We start from the raw sequence: 17,856 nt of genomic DNA on the forward strand, positions 1-17,856 counted from the left end.
CGCCGCCGGTGTGCCGGGCGGCGGAAGTTCCGCCGGTACCGGCGCGACCGCGTTCCCCTCGGCCTCGGCTCGATCGCCCGTTTCGCCGCCGCTGGTGCGCAGCGGCGCGGTCACCGATCGCCGGTCCTGGTCGAGGGGTTTCGCATCGATCGCGGCCTCGTCGTCCGTCTGCACCGACACGGAGTCGGTGTGAATCGACGTCACGACCCGATCGTGGATCTCGGGTCCGGACTCCAGCGGCTGAACGGCCGCCTTCAGGAGTCCACCGACCACGGGTTCGTCGCCGGTCGCCGGTTTGGCAGCACCGAACGCGGTCTCGAGGGAGGAGCCGCTCACCGGCTCGAGCTCGGGACCCGCGGCATGCGCGGCGGCGCCGGTGAGCAGCCAGGCCGCCCCGGCCAGGCCGCCGATGACGAGTGCACGCAGGACCCACCGGGAACCGGCACGTCCGGCGCGGCGCTCCAGCCGCCGCTCCACCCCCTGGCTTGGGGGCGGCATGAACGGGGAGCCGCCGAGGGCGGACGACACGGCACCGGACGCCGCGCGCGGCGTGCGCTCGACCCTCCAGCCCGGCATCGGACCCACCCCTCGTCGTCGGCCTCGCTTTAGTATTCCGGTTCTTCCGGAACAGGCGATGTCGGCCACTCGGTATTGGTAACGAGGTGAGCGAGCGGAAAGTCACGCGAACAAAACGGGAAAATGATCGCCGGAATCGGTCGTAAAATCACACCAGCCGGGTACGCGGACCGGCCCTCAGAACGCCCGACGAAAGGGAGCGGCCGACCAGACGTTCGGCCAGTCCGGCCGCATCGATCAAACTATCCAGGTCGATTCCGGTGTCGAAACCCATATCGTGCAGCATGTGCACGACCTCCTCGGTCGCGACGTTGCCGGACGCGCCGGGAGCGTAGGGGCATCCGCCCAGTCCGCCGGCGCTGGCGTCGAACTCGACAATCCCCAGTTCCAGCGCCGTCACGATGTTGGCCAGGCCGGTACCGCGCGTGTCGTGGAAGTGGAGCAGGTCCGGGCGTACCACGGAAAGCAGGTCACGGACCCGGCGCGGAGTCGCCATCCCCGTCGTGTCACCGAAGGCGATGCGATCCGCGCCGTCGGCGCGGACCCGCTCGACGATGCCCGCCACCCGCTCCGGCGCGATGTCGCCCTCGTAGGGGCAGCCGAAGCTGGTCGCGACGATCACCTCGAGCGTCCCGCCGGCCTCGTGCACCAGCGGAATCAGCCCGGCGATGTCCTCCAGCGACTCGTCGGTGGAGCGGTTGAGATTGCGCCGGTTGTGGGTGTCGCTGGCCGAGACGACCACCTCGATCTCCCGGAAACCCGCGGCCAGCGCGCGCTGCGCGCCTCGGGTGTTCGGGATCAGCGCGGAGTACCGGACGTCCTGGCTCCGGGTGATCCGCGACCAGACCTCGTCCGCGTCGGCCATCTGCGGAATGGCCTTGGGGTGTACGAACGAGACCGCCTCGATCCGGCCCACGCCGGTCCGGCTGAGCGCGTCGATCAGCTCGACCTTGCCGTCGGTCGGGACCGGCTCCTCGTTCTGGAGGCCGTCCCGGGGTGCCACCTCACGGATGCTGATGAAGGTCATGACTCATCTCATCCTTTCATCCGGGGCACGATGCCGGTGTCATAGTCGCCGGAGACGAACTCGCCGTTCTCCAGCAGCTCGGCGAAGAACGGCAGATTGTTCTTCGGGCCCTCGATCCGGAAACCGGCAACGGCCTGACGGGCCTTCGCCAGCGCGTCCGCGCGGTCGGCGCCGAAGAGGACCAGCTTGGCCAGCAGGGAGTCGTAGAACGGCGTGACCGTGTTGCCCTCGGTGTAGCCGGAGTCCACCCGGACGCCCTCGCCGGCCGGTTCCACCCAGGTGACGACCTTGCCGGGGCCGGGCAGGAAGCGCTTCGGGTCCTCGGCGTTGACCCGCAGCTCGATCGCGTGACCCGTCGTCTCTCGATCGACGTCGAAGTTCACCGCCAGACCCGAGGCGATCCGCAGCTGCTGCTCGACCAGGTCGATACCGTGGATCAGCTCGGTGATCGGGTGCTCGACCTGGAGCCGGGTGTTCATCTCCAGGAAGAAGAACTCGCCGGTGGCCGGGTCGAGCAGGCACTCGACGGTGCCCGCGTTGCGGTAGTTCACCGCCTCTCCCGCCTTCACCGCGGCAGCCTTCATCCGCTCGCGCAGCTCCGGGGTGATCGCCGGGGACGGGGCCTCCTCGACCAGCTTCTGGTTGCGGCGCTGCACCGAGCACTCCCGCTCGGAGAGGGCGATCACCCGTCCGTCGGCCAGGCCGAGAATCTGCACCTCGACGTGCCGCACCCGGGGGAAGTAACGCTCCAGCAGCACCGAACCGTCACCGAACATCCGCTCGGCGAACGCCTGGACCTTGCCGAACTCGGTGCGCAGGGCGGCCTCGTCGGCCGCCACGCCCATGCCCATCCCGCCACCGCCGGCAGCTGCCTTCACCATGATCGGATAGCCAATTCCGGCGGCCGCCTCGATCGCGGCGTCGACGTCGGCGACCGGCTCCGCCGTGCCGGAGGCGACCGGGACGCCGGCCGCGGCCATCAGGTTGCGGGCGTTGATCTTGTCGCCCATCGCGGTGATCGCGTCGGCGCCGGGTCCGATCCACACCAGGCCGTTGGCTTCGACGGTACGGGCGAAGGCCGCGTTCTCGCTGAGGAACCCGTACCCGGGATGGATAGCCTGGGCGCCGGTCGCCTTCGCCGCGGCCAGGATGGCTTCGGTGTTCCGGTAGCTCTGTGCCGGGTTCGCCGGGCCGATACAGACTGCTTCGTCGGCCTCCCGGACGAACGGCAGGTCGGCGTCGGGCTCGGAATGCACCGCGATGGTGCGGATGTTGAGACGCTTCGCGGTACGGATGATCCGGCGGGCGATCTCGCCGCGGTTGGCGACGAGCAACGACTCGATCATGAGGCTCCCAGTGTTCGGCTTGCCGGCCCACCCTGTGGGGCGGCCGGTTTTCCGCAGCCGTCAGCCTCTTGTACGGCTGTCCGGCTCTGCTCGATGGCGAATCTTCAGCGACCGGTCAGGGCGTGCAGGGTGGCTTCGCGCAGCAAGTCGGCGCTCCGGCGTTTCTCCACCTCACCGCCCAGGAACGGCGTCGAGTTCATCAGGCCGAAGGCGGCATGGGCCAGCACCCGGGCCTCGGCCGGCTCCAGCTCGGGGCGGAGCAGGGTGAGCACACCCACCCACTCCTCCACATAGAGCCGTTGCAGACGCCGGATCTGCCGGCGCGGCTCCTCCGGCAGGCGATCCAGCTCATGCAGGTGCAGGGCGATCACGGCCGGGTTGGCCAGCGCGAACTCGACGTGGAAGTCGATCAGGTCGGCAAGGGCCGCCTCGGCGTCGGCCGTGTGCCGGGCGACCCGCTCGCGGCCGCCCTCGAGCAGGCTCTCGCTGACCGGGATCAGCGCGGCGACCAGCATCGCCTCCTTGCCGGCGAAGTGGTGATACAACGCCGGGCCGGTGACGCCGGCCGCCGAGCCGATGTCGTCCATCGAGACACCGTGATAGCCCCGGGCCGCGAAGAGCCCGACCGCGATCTCCAGAATCTCCTCGCGTCGAGACCGCCGCCGGGGCGCCGGTGGGGTGGTCCGGTGCCGCTGATCTACCGTCGTCACCTCGCCACTTTAACGCGTCGTCAAGTCCTCGCTTAACGGTCGTTCAGCCGATCGACGACTTCCCGCGCTTCGTCGTACACCTCGGGAATCCTCGCCTCCGGCGGCAACGTCTCCAGCAGGCCCAATGCCTCGACCGCCCGACCGGACCGGAGCAGCGCCTCGGCTCGCATGCCGGTCACCCGATCAGCCTCCCGGTCCGCCCCGATGGAGCGAAGCCGCTCCGGGGCGCCGGCCAGGTGCGGCACCGCCTCGGCCCACCGGCCACGACGCATCAGCAGATTGCCGATCTCGAAGGCGAACACCCCGCGTTCCCACTGCACGGCGGGCTCTTCGACCAGCTCGGCGGGGAGTTCCGCACACCGGCTCGCATGGAGCGGGATCACCTCCTCGGCCTCGGCGACCTGGCCGGCATAGTTCAGCGCCATCAGCCGGCGCCGCAGCACCCGCAGCTCACCGACCGGGTCACCGGCCTCACGAAGCGCCTCGGCCGCGGCCTGGAAGGTAAGCGCCGCCTCGGCGTCCCGGTCCAGTTTGTAGAGCAGGTCGCCGGCCTCCTCGCCGATCTGGCCGCGACCGTCCGGGTTGTCGGCCAGCGCCTCGATCAGCTCTCGGAACAGGCCCAAGGCCCGGTCACTGTCATCAAGATCACGATAAACGCGAGCGAGTAGGAACCGGGCGTCATTGGCCCGCTCGACGAAGCCCAGCCGCTCCAATCCGAGCAGCGCCTCCTCGGCCACCTCGGCCGCCTCCACCAGACGACCGGCCATCCGGTACGCCTGCGCCAGGTCCTGCCGGGCGAACATCCCGGACCGCTCGTTCTCCTGCTCGGCGCAGATCGCGACCGCCTCGACCAGATCGTCGATCGCCTCGTCCTGCCGCTCCAGGGCGATCAGCGCGCGGCCACGCAGCGCGTGCCCGACCAACTCGGCGCCGGGCACCCCGCCGGCCAGCGACTCGGTCATCGCGGTCACCACCTCGGCCGGGTCTTCGGCAAGCTGCCCGTAGACGGTCGCCGCCTCGGCACCAGACCGTCCCGGGCCGTGTTCCCGGTAGAAATTCCAAGCGATCCGGGCAGCCTCGCGCGCCTCGTCGAGCCGGTTCGCCGCGCCGCGGTTCTGCGCCCGGATCAGCGCGTGGTACGCCAGCCGACGGTGTTCGCCACACTGGGCGGCATGCTCGTCGGCCCGGTCGCCGGCCTTGTTGGCCTCATCCAGCCGGCCAAGCATGAAATACACCATGGACAGCCGCAGCCAGGCGCTCGACCGATCCCGGTGAGTGCCGTTGTCATCCTGATGAGCGATGTCGGCCTTGATCGTGGCCAGCGCCTCATCCGGATCACCGAGCTCGGCCCGGGCCCGCTCCGTCGCGATCCGCGCCCGGAGGCCGCTCGCCTTACCGGGCTCTCCGGCCTCCTCCCACGCCGCGGCCGCCCTCTCCCAGGCCGCAATGGTGCCCTCGTGGTCGTCGCCGGGAATCTGAATGCCACGGAAGGTCCAGAGGCGCCCGGCGAGCCGCGGGTCGACCGGGTCGGGGAAGCGGCTCGCATAGGCCTCGAGCACCGCGCCGAAGCTGTCGAAGTCGTCCTCGTCGAGGTGGCTCTCGGCCAGGTCGAGCAGCTCGGCCTCGGTGGCCTCCACCGGGATCTCGACGGTTTGCGGCCGCGATTCGATCTTCGGTGCCTCCGGCACCGGTGTCCGACGGGCCGTCGGGGACAATCGCAGACCGACCGCGTACGGCACGGCGGACATCCGCTCCGCGATCGATTCGCCCTGGTGGTCGGTGCCGTTGCGGGCATCGAAACGGCGGGCCAGCTCGGTCGCGTAGGCCGCCAGTTCGTCGGCGAGTGCAGCGGCCGTGATCTCCTCCCGCCCGGTCCGGCGGATCAACGTGTCGCCGTGGTCCAGCGCGACGAGCCGGCGCAGCAGCGCAACGCCGGCGGCCGCGAAGCTCATCCCGGCGGACGGCGACGGCGCCCGGTCCAGCCAGTCGATGTGCCGCTGCAGGATCTCCAGGCCACGGGCCTCGTTGCCGGTCCGCGCGCAGAACAGGATGTGGTCGCCGATCCCCGCGAGATCGGCCAGATTGCCCCGCTCGACCAGGTAGGAACGCCGGTGCGCGTCGGCGGCCTCGGCCGGGCGACCGCTCTGCACGTACGACACCATCAGCTCGCTGAGGATGCTCTGCGGCTGCTCGGTGCAGTTCAGCCGACCGGCCAGCACCGGAGCGGCCAGTTCCACCGCCTCGTCGTAGCTACCCCGGTCGTTCAGGTGCCAGACCAGGGTGGTGGGGTCGCAGCCCTCGCAGTCGGAGAGCTCGGTCCGCGGCGCGGCCCGCCACTTCTCGAACCAGGAGTGCGCCTCCTCGGCCGCGCCGATGTGGCTGGCGACCAGGTAGCGGTGCTTGTACACCGGCTGCATGCCGTGACCGCTCTCGCGGTAGCGACGCTCCATGTCGTCGAGCACCGCGTAGGTCCGCGCCAGCGGAATCTCGGGGAACTTGGTCAACGCGCTGATCATGGTCTTGAACAACCAGAGAAGATTGTGCGTCCAGCGCTCGTGGTACGGCTGTGGATTACGGTCGAAGTCGCTGACACACCAGGAGAAGGTCGCGAACGCCTTCACCGACTCGCCGCCGTAGATGTACGCGGTGGTCGCGAAGAGCCGGGTATAGAAAGCCAGCGCCGGGTCACCGGCCCCGTCGGCGTACCGCAGCACCTGTTCGACCAGCGCGATCTGGGCCGCGCCGTACGGAAGGTCGTGTGCCTCCTCGATGACGTCCCAGAGCTCCTCCGCCGTCTTCATCGGCTCTCCTCCCCGTTTCCGCCGGGAACGGCCCGGTCCAGCAGGCCCAGGAACGAGGTCGTCAACAGGGCCGCGTCGGCCGGCCGGATCGGATGATGGCCGAGCAGCAGGGCCTGGCCGTAGAGCGACTCGACCGCCAGGGCGGCGAGTTCGGCGTCACCGAGCGCCGCCACCCGCCGGATCAGCGGGTTGCGGTGGTTGAGGACCAGCTGCGGCCGGTCGTTCGGCACCGTCGAGGAGAGTGCGTCGAGCACCCCGCCCCACAGGTCGTCGGCCTGGTCACGGCTCGCGGTGAACTCGTCGTGGAAGGCGGCGGCACGGCTCACCAGATAGAGCGCGGGAAGGCCGGCCGGGTCGAACGAGCGCACCACGACCTCGCAGCCGAGCCGATCCAGGCGGCGCTGGGCGGCCGACAGGAACGGGCGCAGGCGCAGCTCGGTCTCCGCGTCGACGGCGGTGAACCGGGTCGTCAGATCGGTCGGGTCGAGACGTTCGGCGTGAACCTCCGGATCGACGGCGGCGAGACGCTGGATCAGGTCGGCGTCGTAGACGTAACCGCCGTTGATCAGGCCCACGTCCTGCGCGCCCGCGACGGCGGCGAGCTGCCGGAACTCGTCGGCGGTGGCGGCGTAGCGGAGCACCCCGTACCGTGCACGGAACTCGGCCAGGGTCAGCTCGCCCATGTTTGTCTGCATCGGATACCACTGCTCGACCAGGCGCAGCATCTCGTCGTCGTGCAGAGCCAGCGCCTTCACGCCGAGATGGTGGATCTGCAGGAACTGGGCGAGGCGGCGCGGGTCGGTGGTGGCGAGCCGGACCAGCCAGCCGCGCAGTTGGTCGGCGATCGCGTCCCGCGTCTCGGCCAGCATGCCGTCGTCGTAGAGCGCCTCGCGGCTCGCGGTCGGCCGCAGCTCGGTGCTGTCGACCACGCAGCGGGCGAAGAACGCCCAGTCGGGGAGCAGGCCCTCCACGTTCTCGGAGAGCAGCATGCGCTTGAGGTAGACCCGGTGACCGCCGCGGGTCGCCGGGTTGACCGGGGTGGGCAGCACGAAGGCCGCGCCGGTCAGGCCGGCACCGGGCACGTTCAGATCGATCACGTCGAAGGGGCGGAACCCGAGCATCGACTCCGCGTACGTGTTGCGTTCGCTCGCCGGGAGTGCCCAGGGCACCGTTCCGGTGGTGACCTGGTGACCGTCGGCGGTCACCTCCACCGGCAGCAGCGAGCCGTAGAGCCCGGCCAGCTCGACGACGGTCGCGCTGGTCAGATAGTGCTCGGAGCCACGGCGCGGCAGCAGGGTGACGGTGGTCCCCGGCTCGCGCTCGTCACCGGGCCGCACGTCGTAGCGGCCGTCGGAATATCCGGTCCAGAGGACCGGGGTCGCACCCTCGCGCCGGGTGTGCACCCGGATCTCGTCGGCCACCAGGAAGCAGGAGAGCAGGCCGATGCCGAACTGGCCGAGAAACTCGTGCCGGGCGAAACCCAGCTCATCCCGTTTCGAGCTGCGGCCGATGGTGGCGAGCAGCTCGTGAACCTGCGCCTCGGTGAGCCCGATGCCGTTGTCGGTGATCCGCAGCGCCTCGCCGGTGGTGATCTCGACCCGGCCGGCGTGGTCGGGGCCGACGGCGGTGATCGCGTCGACGGCGTTCTGCAGCAGCTCTCGGACGTAGACGCGTGGGCTCGCGTAGAGGTGGTGACTGAGCAGGTCGACGATGCCCCGAAGATCGACCTGGAACGTGTTGCTCACGGCGACGCACGGTACCGGGTCCGTCTGACAAAAGCGGCGTCATTTGGGATGGCGCGGCCTTCCCCGGCCGCGCCATCCCAGACGTCCGCTGCGGAGGATCAGCTCAGCCCGCCGGGCTCCGCTCCCTTGGCGATCGGCGCCCGGACCAGGTTGCCCCACTCCGTCCAAGAGCCGTCGTAGTTGCGAACCTGCGGGTACCCCAGCAGGTGGTGCAGGACGAACCAGGTGTGGCTGGACCGCTCGCCGATCCGGCAGTACGCGATGATGTCGTCCGCCGACTCCAGGCCGAGCTCGTCCCGGTAGATCTTGACCAGCTCGTCGTGCGCCTTGAAGGAGCCGTCGTCGTTCGCCGCGGACTTCCACGGCTTGCTGACCGCGCCCGGGATGTGCCCGCCACGCAGCGCGCCCTCCTGCGGGTACGCCGCCATGTGGGTCAGTTCGCCGGTGTACTCCTGCGGGGAGCGCACGTCGACCAGCGGCCGTCCGCTGGCGATGTGGCCCATCACCTGGTCACGGAACGCCCGGATCTCCGCGTCGTTGCGGACCGGCACCGCGTACTCCGCCCTGGGCCGGGTGGTCTTCTCCCGGGTCACCGGGCGACCCTCGGTCACCCACTTCTGCCGGCCGCCGTCGAGCAACCGCACGTCGCGATGCCCGAAAAGGCTGAAGACCCAGAGTGCGTACGCCGCCCACCAGTTGAAGTTGTCGCCGTAGAACACGATCGTGTCGTCCCGGCCGATGCCCTTGGCCTCGCACATCGCGGCGAACGCGGCGGGGTCCAGGTAATCACGGGTGACCTGATCGTTCAGCTCGAGGTGCCAGTCGACCTTGACCGCACCCGGGATGTGGCCGGTGTCGTAGAGCAGCACGTCCTCGTCCGACTCGACCACCACCAGGCCGGCGGTGTCCAGATTCGCGGCGAGCCACTCGGTGGTGACGAGTTTGTCGGGATGTGCGTAGGCCTGGAACGCCTGCGCCGGATCGTTCGGAACGGACATGCCTGTCACGTTAACCCTTCTCAGTCGCTGATCGGTCCCAGCACCGGTCGCTTTGCCGTGACGAGATCGCCCAGCGAACGTCCGCGCAGGTGCCGCCCGACCCAGGGCGCCAGGTGCTCCCGGGCCCAGCGCAAATCCGCGCTGCGCGCCAGCAGCCACGGTGTCGGCTGCGGCGCCGGCGGGACCAGCATCCAGTCCTCCTCGGCCCCGACGCCGAGCGCATTCAGCACGTGCCCGGCGACCCGCCGATGCCCGGTCTCGGAGAGGTGCAGCCGGTCGTCGCTCCACATGTCGCGGTGCAGATAGGCATGGTCGGCGAAGAGGTCGACCAGATACGCCCCATGCCGCTCCGCGATCTCCCGCATCCCGTCGTTGAGGGTGGCCGCGCGGCCGCCGATCATCCGCTGCCCGCCCGGAAGGTGCACGGCGACGTCGGCGAATCGGAACAGGATCACGTCCGCCCCGGTCGCACGGATCCGGGCGATGACCGGGGCGATCTTCTCCACCAGGGACCACGGATCGACCCGTGGCCGCAGGATGTCGTTGCCGCCGGCCGAGAAGCTGACCAGGTCGGGTTTCATCGTCAGGGCTGCTTCGAGTTGCTCCTCGATCACCTGGTCCAGGAGCCGGCCACGAATCGCCAAATTGGCGTAGCCGAAGTCCGGGCCGGAATCGACCGCGAGGCGGGTGGCGACCAGATCGGCCCAGCCTCGGTACGTGCCGTCCGGGTATTCGTCGCACATGCCCTCGGTGAAGCTGTCACCCATCGCCACATAGCTGCGCCAGACCATCGCGCCCCCCCTAACGCCTGCTCAGCTCGGCCAGTTTTCCACCGAACAGCCAGCGATCGGTACGTGACGATGGCGACACCTAGATAAGCACGTGATTTAGTCGTAGGGCGCACCGGCTTCGGCCACCGCGCGGCCGGCGGCTCTACACCCGATCGCGCGACCGTCGTACGGGCGGGGGTGCACCCTTTGTGGACACCGGCGGGGTAATCGCGGGAAGACTGGGTAGGCGACGTGTCGACGGCGGGAGGGCTCGAGTATGGCCAGGTTGGTTGCTGAGGCGATGACCCGACGGGTGGTCTACCTGCCGGCGGACACTCCTCTCGACGAGGCCGCACAGGCGATGCGGGACCAGGGCATCGGCGATGTGGTGGTGACGCGCGGCCCGACCATGTCCGGGATCGTCACCGCCCGGGACATCGTGGTCCGGGCCGTCGCCGAGGGTCTGTCCCCGGCGGCGACCACGCTCGGCGCGATCACCACCCGCGAGATCATCCTCATCGAGCAGGGCGCCACAGTGGAGGAGGCGGTACAGGCCATGCGGTCGCGGGCCGTTCGCCGCCTTCTGGTCTGCGACGCCGACCGGAAGATCGTCGGCCTGATCGGTCTGAGTGATGTGGTTCTGCGCTCGAATGCGGCCGCCGCCTGACCTGCTCGGGCCCGCCACCGGGGTTGCCGCCGACACCGCCTGCTCACCCCGTCCGTCCGCATTGCCCCGCTGCCGCCCACACCGCCCGCTGTCACCACCCGGATGCCGCCCACACCGCCCGCTGACACCACCCGGATGCCGCCCACCCCACCCGGGCGCCGCGGGCATCACCCATCCGCACCACCTGGCCGGCCCCTGCCGCGCGGCCACCGCCTGGTCAAATTTGGGATGTAGCACTCCTCTCGAGTGCGGTTGGCCGCTCGCTCTCTGCGCGTAGTTTGGTCGTCGTGAGTGACATGCCGCCGAAGCTGGCCGAGATCGTCGAGGACTTCGCCTCCGCACCCCGCGAGGTGGTCCTGGAGATGCTGCTGGAGTTCTCCGATGCGGTGCCACCGCTGCCCGCCGAGCTTGCCGCACACGACGGCATGGAGCAGGTTCCCGAGTGCCAGACGGCGTTCTTCCTCAAAGCCGAGGTGCAACCGGACACCACCGTGGTCACATGGTTCGACTGCCCGCCGGAGGCACCGACCACCCGGGCGTTCGCCGGCATCCTCGCCGAAGGACTGGCCGAGGCGTCGGCGGCCGAGATCCTCGCCATTCCCGATGATCTCTACGCTCGCATGGGCCTCGCCCAAGCGATCAGCCCGCTCCGGATCCGCGGCGGCACGGCGATTCTGGGTCGCCTCAAGCGTCAGATCGCCGAACAGCTGAACTGAGTTCCAACCTCACCCCTTGACTTCACCCTGAACGGAGAAGCATGGACATCCAGGTCTGGTCCGATGTCATCTGCCCATGGTGCTACATCGGCAAGCAGCGTCTCGAGAACGCGCTTGCCGAGTTCGACACGGAGGCGACGGTCACCTATCGGGCCTACCAGCTGGACCCGTTGCCGTTGCCGCAGCCGGTTCCGATCAGGCAGGTGATGGCCGCGAAGGCCGGTGGCGCGGAGCGGGCCGAACAGATGTTCAAACACGTCGCCGAGATCGGCGCGGGTGAGGGCCTGGTCCTCGACTTCGACCGGGCGATCGCCGCCAACACGTTCGCCGCGCATCGACTGATCGCCTGGGCCGCCGGCCAGGATCGGCAGGCCGACATGCTGAACGCCCTGCAGCGGGCCCACTTCGCCGACGGCATCAACGTCGGCTCGCTCCCCGCGCTCGCCGGAGTGGCCGGCTCGATCGGACTGGACGCGGCGACCGCCCTCGCCTACCTAGAATCCGACGCCGGCACCAACGCGGTCACCACCGATCTGATCGAGGCCCGGGAGCTGGACATCACGAGCGTCCCGACCTTCGTAGTCAACGGGAAGTACAAGGTCCAGGGCGCCCAGGAATCCGCCGCCCTGCTGGATGCCTTCGCCGAGATCACGCGCCGCGAAGGCGTCAACGCCGGTCGATAGCGTTTCACGTGAAACGATATCGGCGACCATCACTCAAATGATCGGGCCATTCAAAGGTCTGAGGGCCCGCCCGCCGATGTCGCCGCCACATGTCGCGTCATTCACGCTTCTGACAGTGGGGTCCCCTACTCAGGTTTCAGCTGATCCTGCCGAACGTCTGGGTTGTGGGGGATGGCAGCGCTCAGGAACGCCGCAAGGCTCGCGTCGGGACCCTCAGCGGTCTCGCATTGATGACCGGTGCAACGGCGATGGCCGCGGTGGGCCATCACTCCGTCTTCGCGACCAGCCTCCTGGCACTCCTGGCGCTCGGCATGGCGCACTCCTTGACCGTGGAGATCCAGCGCCAGGCCCATCGCCGCAGCGGGCGCTGGGAGCGGCACGACGTGGTCAACACCGTGCTGCTCGCCAGCTGGGCGGTCGGCTCGCTCACGATCGCCGCACTGCCCTATACGTCCCGCCCGATCCGGGTCCTAGGCCTGATTCTGGCCCTGAGTTACGCCTTCGCCTGCGCCTACTTCGTCGCCGAGCGCCGGCGGGCCGTCGCGGCGCCGCTCTCGACCGCTCCGTCGGTGTCCGAATCATCGCCGGTCTGACGACCAGCCTGCGAGGCCATCGTCGGCAGCACCACCATCAGCGGCGGCACCGGTACACCGTTCGTCTCGATCGGCAACTCCGGCACCGGCAACCAGTCCAACCCGAGCGGTTCGGGACCGATCCCGTCATCGTGCCCGGCCCGCGGCTCGCCGTCGGCCACCGACACCGCGAAGACCGAGGTCATGCCGGATGGGTACGGCATCTCCAGCACATACCTCAGGTCGCTGACGACCAGGCCGGTCTCTTCGAAGACCTCACGCCGCACGGCGTCCTCGGCGGTCTCGCCTGGCTCCAGCCCGCCACCCGGCAGGGTCCACCATTCGCCGCCACCGGATCGCCGGCTGCGCTCGTGCACCATCAGCACACGGCCGTCCCGCACGATCACGGCGGCGGCCCGTCTTCGTTCGCTCACGAGTCGCAGGCTAACCGTCGAACAGGCCTTCCGCAGGATTCCTTCATTCCTCTGTGGATACTTGGCAGCCCCAGATCGGGCATATGCGTTGCTACACCGTCGGAACGGTGACCAGCAGATACATCCTTGCCTCCAGCAGTTCCCCGGTTAGATGGAGCCGGGTTCGCGCGTCGATGCACGTGATCGCCGTCTCGATGGGATACGTCACGTCCGTCTCGAGCCGCCCCTCCCGGTGGACGCGCAGCGACCCCTGCCGCATGGCGTCGCACCGATACTCGGTCCCCGCCGACAACGGCTCCACGATTGTGCTGTCCAACCCGACGCCGTCCTCCAGGAGCAGCGGCCGACCGCCCCCGGATTGGCGACTCCGGCGAAGACGGCCCGCGCCCCGGCCCCACCAGTTGAGACCAGAAGACGGTCTCGTGACCCGTCCCACCGATCGTCGGAACCACCCCGGTTCGACCGCACCCCACACACCATGGTCAGATGGAATCGTGCCCCAAACGGCTCACTCAGAGATGCGCCTCGTCATCGTTCACAGGTTCGAAAGCCATCCGCGATCCGCCGCACCCGGTCATTGCCGCAAGCACCGTCGCCGCCGTCAGAAGAGCCAGCCGCGTCACCACGCCAGGAGATCGAAGCTCGCATCGACAGATGCCCCCGGCAAGGAGGCCTCCGTCTTCATAGGATCTCGACACAACCAGCTTGAATCAGTCGAAACGACTGATGCCCTCGCTGGCGACGGGTAAGAGCTTCATCACGTGGAGCCTAATGAACTTGAACCCGAATGCATGATCATCAATGAAAGAGCTCCTTGTCGCTCCTAAACTGCGGCTCCTTAGATCACCTTCTGTTGCCTGACATCGCCTTCTTGCTGATCATCCAAACGTTGCTCCGTCGAGGCCAGATTATGATCTTGCTCATTGCAGGAACAAATTTATGCATGGTTAAGTCACGAGAAGCGATCTATAGATCTGTATTCTTCTGACCGAACGGGGTTTCGATGCACAACATCTTGAAGCAGGCGGGAATCGTGCTGGCTGTCTCCGGTGCCGTCCTCGCGGGAACGGCCACCGCGGCCCAGGCGACGAGTCGTAGCTGCTCGGTCAACGGATATAACCCTCTGCTGCCCAACACTTGCCAGACCGCTAGCGTAGGGGCGTACTCGAACCACACCGTGAAAATCAGCGTCGGCGCGTACGCCGGATGCAAGTTCGACTACAAGGTCCGGGACATCGCCAACAACAAGGTGGTGAACTCCGGACGCGTGGAAACTCTGAGCAAGACCATCTCCGGCGTCTACAGCTTCTACCGGCTCGAACTGTCTCGCGTTGGCCGCGGCTGCGGCGGCGTCGGTTCGATCGAAGGCGTCTGACAAGACTGCTTGAATACGCGTGCTGGCATGCGGCCCAGGATCTGTTCAGTGGCCTGGGCCGCGTGCCAAGCCGTATCCCGACCAAGTGGCTTCCAACGGTCTTAGCCGGCGCACCGGCCGAAGGCCGCCAGCAGGCCGAGCGCGGCCGGCCCGCGCCGCGCTTGCGCGGCGCCTTGATCCAGAACAGCCCAATTCGGCAGTACAACCCCGAAGACCTCTGCCCTCCGTCAAGTGATGCGCGATAGTCGTCCGCCAAGTGATCTGCGACCGGCGAGCACGAATCGCGGCATGTGAGCATGTCGACACAAGCGGCCAAGGTCCACTCTTGCTCCTGCACTGGGATAGATCCCGTCAACTATGCGGTGGAACCAGAAATGGCCCCACTGAGCGTCGATGGCCACCTCCTTGATAGCCGCTCTGATGGCGAAGAACGTCCATGTTAGCGGCGCCCGGAAATCAGAGGTGTTGTAGTGCGAGATGCCAGGGGTAGGTACTCAGGCGATCACCTCCGGCTCCGGGAACGTGGGGTTCAAATTCGCCCTGCCCGAAAAGGACCTGGATTCCTTCGGCTCGTAGTTGTTCGATGCTGCGGAGGAACGGTGCACGGCCGGCAAGCGCGCTGTTGACGAAGGGCAGAACAACGACGGGGATGTCGAGTCCGGGTGCCTCGGCAAGGAGACCGAGGGCGTAGGTGTCGGAGATTCCCTGGGCAATCCCGTTGATCGTGTTGTAGGTGGCCGGGGCAACAATGATCGCGTCGGCTCGGAGACTTCGAAAATCGCCGGGTTTGCGGTACTGGCTGCATCCGGGACGGCCGGTCTGTTCCTCCACCGGCGGGGATGTCGATGAAGTCAAGGGCTGGTGGCGTGGCGATGATCTGGACGGTCCAGCCATCGTCCTGGGCGAGTTTGACGAGCTGGCCGACTTCGCCAGCAGGGCCAGCGGCGCAGACGACGATGTAGAGGACTTTGCTGTCGGTGCTCATCCGGCGATTCCGTGAGCGTCGGCGAACTCACGGGCGTCGCGGCGGACGCTGATCGGTGCGGTGGCGACCAGGTCGCCGACGAGTTGGCGGATCCGAGGGCGTCCGGTGATCTCTTCCGGCGCGATCTGACCGGCGGCCTGGATCGTACGGAGGGCCTGGTCGCGCTTGCCCCACATCAGGAATGCGCGTGTGACGTCGAGCAGAAGGACGGCCTTGCGTTCGTTGATGGGGCAGCGCGTCGAGGTCGACGCGACGGGCGTAGTCGATGGCAGTGCCGGCGTCGCCGAACCGTAGGGCGGCGCTGACGCGGTGACACAGGACGTTGTTGGGGCCGAAGGCGGTCCACATGTGGTTGCCCTCGTGGCCCAAGCGGTCGCCAGCCTGCTCGGCTTCGTCGAGGAGTTCGGTGCTGGTGTGGCGGTCGCCGTTATGAGCGGCTGCGATCGCACCACGGAGCAGAAGCGAGCCGTAGACCGACAGGTCGTCATCAGTCGGCTGGCTGAGAGCAGCGTCCATGCGCTGGGCTGCACTGCTGGCGTTGCTAGCTGCGGCGCGGTGATGGCCGCCATCCATCAGGGCGTGGGTGATGATCCGGGCGCTGAAGCCGATCATCAGTGGGATCTCGGTCTGCTGAGCGGCCTGCACGCTGCGGTCCGCGGCAAGCCAGGCCAGTCCCTTGTCGCCCTGTTTGAGCAGGGTGGAGGCGGCGAAGCCAGCGGAGTGAAGATCGGGCAATCGCGCCGATCTTCAGAACCGCCGTCCCCCAGAGTCTCAAAAAGTTCCATCGACGCCCTTGACGATGTGCAAGCCCGGTCGACCAGGCGGCATCAGGACGTTCCTGACCTGCCTCGTCAGAAGGTCGGCCCGCCGAAGGACGTGCAGCGGGCGCTTCGGCCGGCTTCGCCGTCGATCACATTGGAGGCCTATGTGCACTTCTGGCCGCGCCGTGAGCGTCGTCGCGGGGTCGTCGGCGAGGCGTTGAAAGCGGCTGCCGCTGGTCGGTGGGACCTGGGATGAGGTGGTCCCAAAGTGGTCCCAACGATCTTGGTCTTGCGTTTCGCCTGGTGAGAGGCTTGAAATGTGGAGCCTAGGGGACTTGAACCCCTAACCCCCGCCTTGCAAAGGCGGTGCTCTGCCAATTGAGCTAAGGCCCCGGACAGCGCCTCAGCGCAGGTCGGGAGCGGTGGTCGCCTCATGCCACAGGGCACGCTCGTCGCTGGAGGCCTTGACTTTCTTGACCACCAGCGCAGCCGCACCGACGACAGCCGCCACGATGAGAAGCTTCTTCAGCATCGAGTACCCCCAAATCCGGGACCGCAGACGCACAAAGGGCCATAAGACATAACGGGCGATCCTTGATCCGCTCGACTTGCGGATCGGAATCGCCCGATCGCCTGTGGGGCTAGCTGGAATCGAACCAGCGACCTCAGAGTTATCAGCTCTGCGCTCTAACCGACTGAGCTATAGCCCCCTCAACTGCGGATTGAACGTTACCGCATCGGGTTGTGAGCCACCAAAGCGGGGGTGGCCCACAACCCGATCAGGTACGTCAGTCTCGCTCCGCGAGCGTCAGCTCGATGCCGCCGACCAGGTCGGCGCACACGTTGTAGATGAACGCTCCGAGCGTCGCCAGCGCCGTGAACAGCACGACGTTGACCGCGCCGATCAGCATCGACGTGCCGATGACGCCCCACGCGGTGATCCGGAAGCCGCCGGTGTCACCGGTACCGCCGCTCGCGCTGACCAGTTCCTTGAGGCTGTCGTTGACCGAGGTCCAGACGCCCATCGTGTCCAATGCCAGGTAGAGCACCGAGGTCGCGACGACCACCACGATGAACAGCACGATCGAGACCGCGAACGCGAACTTCATCACAGACCACGGGTCGATCCGCTTGAGGTTCAGCCGGGCCCGACGCGGACCACGTGCCGCGGCCGAGGAGACCGTGGAACGGGCCGAACGAACCGCTTCGGAGACCCGGGCGGCCCCCACTGCCGACGTCCCACCCGGACCGGCCGGCGCCGCGGCCGACCCGGAGACCGGCACGGTGCGCTGATTCGCGGCACCGGGCGGGGTCACCGTGGGCACACTGCCCGCCGGGCGCGCAGCGGCGCCCGTAGGGGCGCCAGGCACCGTTCCAGGGCGCGCCGAGGCGGCCCCGGGCGCGGCGCCCTTGCCCTTGGTCACGACCGGCACCGCCGCCGAAGCCTTGGCCACAGCGGGACCGCTGGGCCGTTTGGCGTCTGCGTCCGATCCGGCGGCGGATGGCTCACCGGGCGGCGGGGCCATCCCCGGCGCCCTGGTGAACTTCGGCGGGGACGGGGCATCGGCGGGGACAGCGGCGCGCCCAGCGGTCTCGCGTCCAGTCGCTGCGGCGCCGTCCTTCTTCGCCGCATCGCCCGGAGTCGCTGAGGTCCCGGGGCCCCCCGACTTCGCCTGTGTCTCCGGCATCA

Annotated in this window: 19 protein-coding genes, 2 tRNA genes and 1 pseudogene; 6 read left to right on the forward strand and 16 right to left on the reverse strand. The window is 68.4% G+C overall.

Annotated elements, in window-relative coordinates:
- From CHC09_RS43180 to CHC09_RS43215, 8 genes are all read right to left on the reverse strand, one after another.
- Positions 1-576 (reverse strand): hypothetical protein (locus CHC09_RS43180; RefSeq protein WP_143232922.1); only part of this gene is annotated, 576 nt, incomplete at its 3' end.
- A gap of 148 nt (positions 577-724) precedes the next feature.
- Complete coding sequence (locus tag CHC09_RS43185; RefSeq protein ID WP_089299079.1) at positions 725-1,603, reverse strand: hydroxymethylglutaryl-CoA lyase; 879 nt, start codon at positions 1,601-1,603, stop codon at positions 725-727.
- Between the two features lie 8 nt (positions 1,604-1,611).
- On the reverse strand, positions 1,612-2,949 hold the full coding sequence (locus tag CHC09_RS43190; RefSeq protein ID WP_089299080.1) for an acetyl-CoA carboxylase biotin carboxylase subunit: 1,338 nt from the start codon (positions 2,947-2,949) through the stop codon (positions 1,612-1,614).
- Between the two features lie 104 nt (positions 2,950-3,053).
- Positions 3,054-3,659 carry a TetR/AcrR family transcriptional regulator gene (locus CHC09_RS43195; protein ID WP_089299081.1) on the reverse strand — a complete coding sequence of 202 codons (606 nt, stop codon included), beginning with the start codon at positions 3,657-3,659 and terminating at the stop codon, positions 3,054-3,056.
- Between the two features lie 32 nt (positions 3,660-3,691).
- Positions 3,692-6,460, reverse strand: a complete 2,769-nt coding sequence (locus CHC09_RS43200) for a tetratricopeptide repeat protein (protein WP_089299082.1) — start codon at positions 6,458-6,460, stop codon at positions 3,692-3,694.
- Positions 6,457-8,205, reverse strand: a complete 1,749-nt coding sequence (locus CHC09_RS43205; protein ID WP_089299083.1) for an HSP90 family protein — start codon at positions 8,203-8,205, stop codon at positions 6,457-6,459. The genes CHC09_RS43200 and CHC09_RS43205 overlap by 4 nt, the downstream gene beginning before the upstream one ends.
- 98 nt (positions 8,206-8,303) lie before the next feature.
- A complete protein-coding gene (locus CHC09_RS43210) occupies positions 8,304-9,203 on the reverse strand; it encodes a sulfurtransferase (protein WP_089299084.1) in 900 nt (299 codons plus the stop codon).
- Positions 9,204-9,223: 20 nt separating this feature from the next.
- Positions 9,224-9,994, reverse strand: a complete 771-nt coding sequence (locus CHC09_RS43215) for an SGNH/GDSL hydrolase family protein (RefSeq protein WP_089299085.1) — start codon at positions 9,992-9,994, stop codon at positions 9,224-9,226.
- Between the two features lie 256 nt (positions 9,995-10,250).
- On the opposite strand from CHC09_RS43215, the gene CHC09_RS43220 reads away from it, so the two are divergent.
- The 4 genes from CHC09_RS43220 to CHC09_RS43235 all read left to right on the forward strand — a co-directional run bounded on the left by CHC09_RS43220 (position 10,251) and on the right by CHC09_RS43235 (position 12,632).
- Entirely contained in the window at positions 10,251-10,640 is a 390-nt protein-coding gene (locus CHC09_RS43220) for a CBS domain-containing protein (RefSeq protein ID WP_089299086.1), read from the forward strand.
- 287 nt (positions 10,641-10,927) lie between these two features.
- Positions 10,928-11,356, forward strand: a complete 429-nt coding sequence (locus tag CHC09_RS43225; RefSeq protein WP_089299110.1) for a SufE family protein — start codon at positions 10,928-10,930, stop codon at positions 11,354-11,356.
- Between the two features lie 41 nt (positions 11,357-11,397).
- Positions 11,398-12,039 (forward strand): DsbA family oxidoreductase, encoded by a 642-nt coding sequence (locus tag CHC09_RS43230; protein WP_089299087.1) that lies wholly within the window; start codon positions 11,398-11,400, stop codon positions 12,037-12,039.
- 230 nt (positions 12,040-12,269) lie between these two features.
- Positions 12,270-12,632 (forward strand): hypothetical protein, encoded by a 363-nt coding sequence (locus CHC09_RS43235; protein ID WP_089299088.1) that lies wholly within the window; start codon positions 12,270-12,272, stop codon positions 12,630-12,632.
- Here the strand turns inward: CHC09_RS43235 and CHC09_RS43240 are convergent.
- Together CHC09_RS43240 and CHC09_RS43245 are read right to left on the reverse strand one after the other, a co-directional pair.
- On the reverse strand, positions 12,551-13,045 hold the full coding sequence (locus CHC09_RS43240; RefSeq protein WP_275407986.1) for an NUDIX domain-containing protein: 495 nt from the start codon (positions 13,043-13,045) through the stop codon (positions 12,551-12,553). The genes CHC09_RS43235 and CHC09_RS43240 overlap by 82 nt on opposite strands.
- A 91-nt stretch (positions 13,046-13,136) precedes the next feature.
- A complete protein-coding gene (locus tag CHC09_RS43245; protein ID WP_089299090.1) occupies positions 13,137-13,361 on the reverse strand; it encodes a hypothetical protein in 225 nt (74 codons plus the stop codon).
- Between the two features lie 687 nt (positions 13,362-14,048).
- Between CHC09_RS43245 and CHC09_RS45955 the strand changes: the two genes are divergently transcribed.
- On the forward strand, positions 14,049-14,420 hold the full coding sequence (locus CHC09_RS45955) for a hypothetical protein (RefSeq protein WP_143232923.1): 372 nt from the start codon (positions 14,049-14,051) through the stop codon (positions 14,418-14,420).
- A 456-nt stretch (positions 14,421-14,876) separates the two neighbouring features.
- Here the strand turns inward: CHC09_RS45955 and CHC09_RS43260 are convergent.
- Positions 14,877-15,405 (reverse strand): annotated as a pseudogene (locus CHC09_RS43260) (flavoprotein).
- On the reverse strand, positions 15,402-15,581 hold the full coding sequence (locus tag CHC09_RS43265) for a hypothetical protein (RefSeq protein WP_089299093.1): 180 nt from the start codon (positions 15,579-15,581) through the stop codon (positions 15,402-15,404). The pseudogene CHC09_RS43260 and the gene CHC09_RS43265 overlap by 4 nt, the downstream one beginning before the upstream one ends.
- Before the next feature lie 184 nt (positions 15,582-15,765).
- On the opposite strand from CHC09_RS43265, the gene CHC09_RS48230 reads away from it, so the two are divergent.
- Positions 15,766-16,422: a hypothetical protein gene (locus CHC09_RS48230; RefSeq protein ID WP_239138909.1), complete on the forward strand. Its 657-nt coding sequence runs from the start codon at positions 15,766-15,768 to the stop codon at positions 16,420-16,422.
- A gap of 64 nt (positions 16,423-16,486) precedes the next feature.
- Here CHC09_RS48230 and CHC09_RS43275 read toward each other — a convergent pair.
- The 4 genes from CHC09_RS43275 to CHC09_RS43285 form a co-directional block, all read right to left on the reverse strand.
- Positions 16,487-16,559, reverse strand: a tRNA-Ala gene (locus CHC09_RS43275).
- A gap of 10 nt (positions 16,560-16,569) precedes the next feature.
- On the reverse strand, positions 16,570-16,698 hold the full coding sequence (locus tag CHC09_RS47310) for a DLW-39 family protein (RefSeq protein WP_212847121.1): 129 nt from the start codon (positions 16,696-16,698) through the stop codon (positions 16,570-16,572).
- A 104-nt stretch (positions 16,699-16,802) separates the two neighbouring features.
- Positions 16,803-16,876 (reverse strand) — tRNA-Ile (locus CHC09_RS43280).
- 78 nt (positions 16,877-16,954) lie between these two features.
- Positions 16,955-17,854 (reverse strand): DUF3566 domain-containing protein, encoded by a 900-nt coding sequence (locus CHC09_RS43285; protein ID WP_089299095.1) that lies wholly within the window; start codon positions 17,852-17,854, stop codon positions 16,955-16,957.
- Positions 17,855-17,856 lie beyond the last annotated feature (2 nt).

The organism is Actinoplanes regularis (assembly GCF_900188005.1).
Classification (GTDB): Bacteria; Actinomycetota; Actinomycetes; order Mycobacteriales; family Micromonosporaceae; genus Actinoplanes; species Actinoplanes regularis.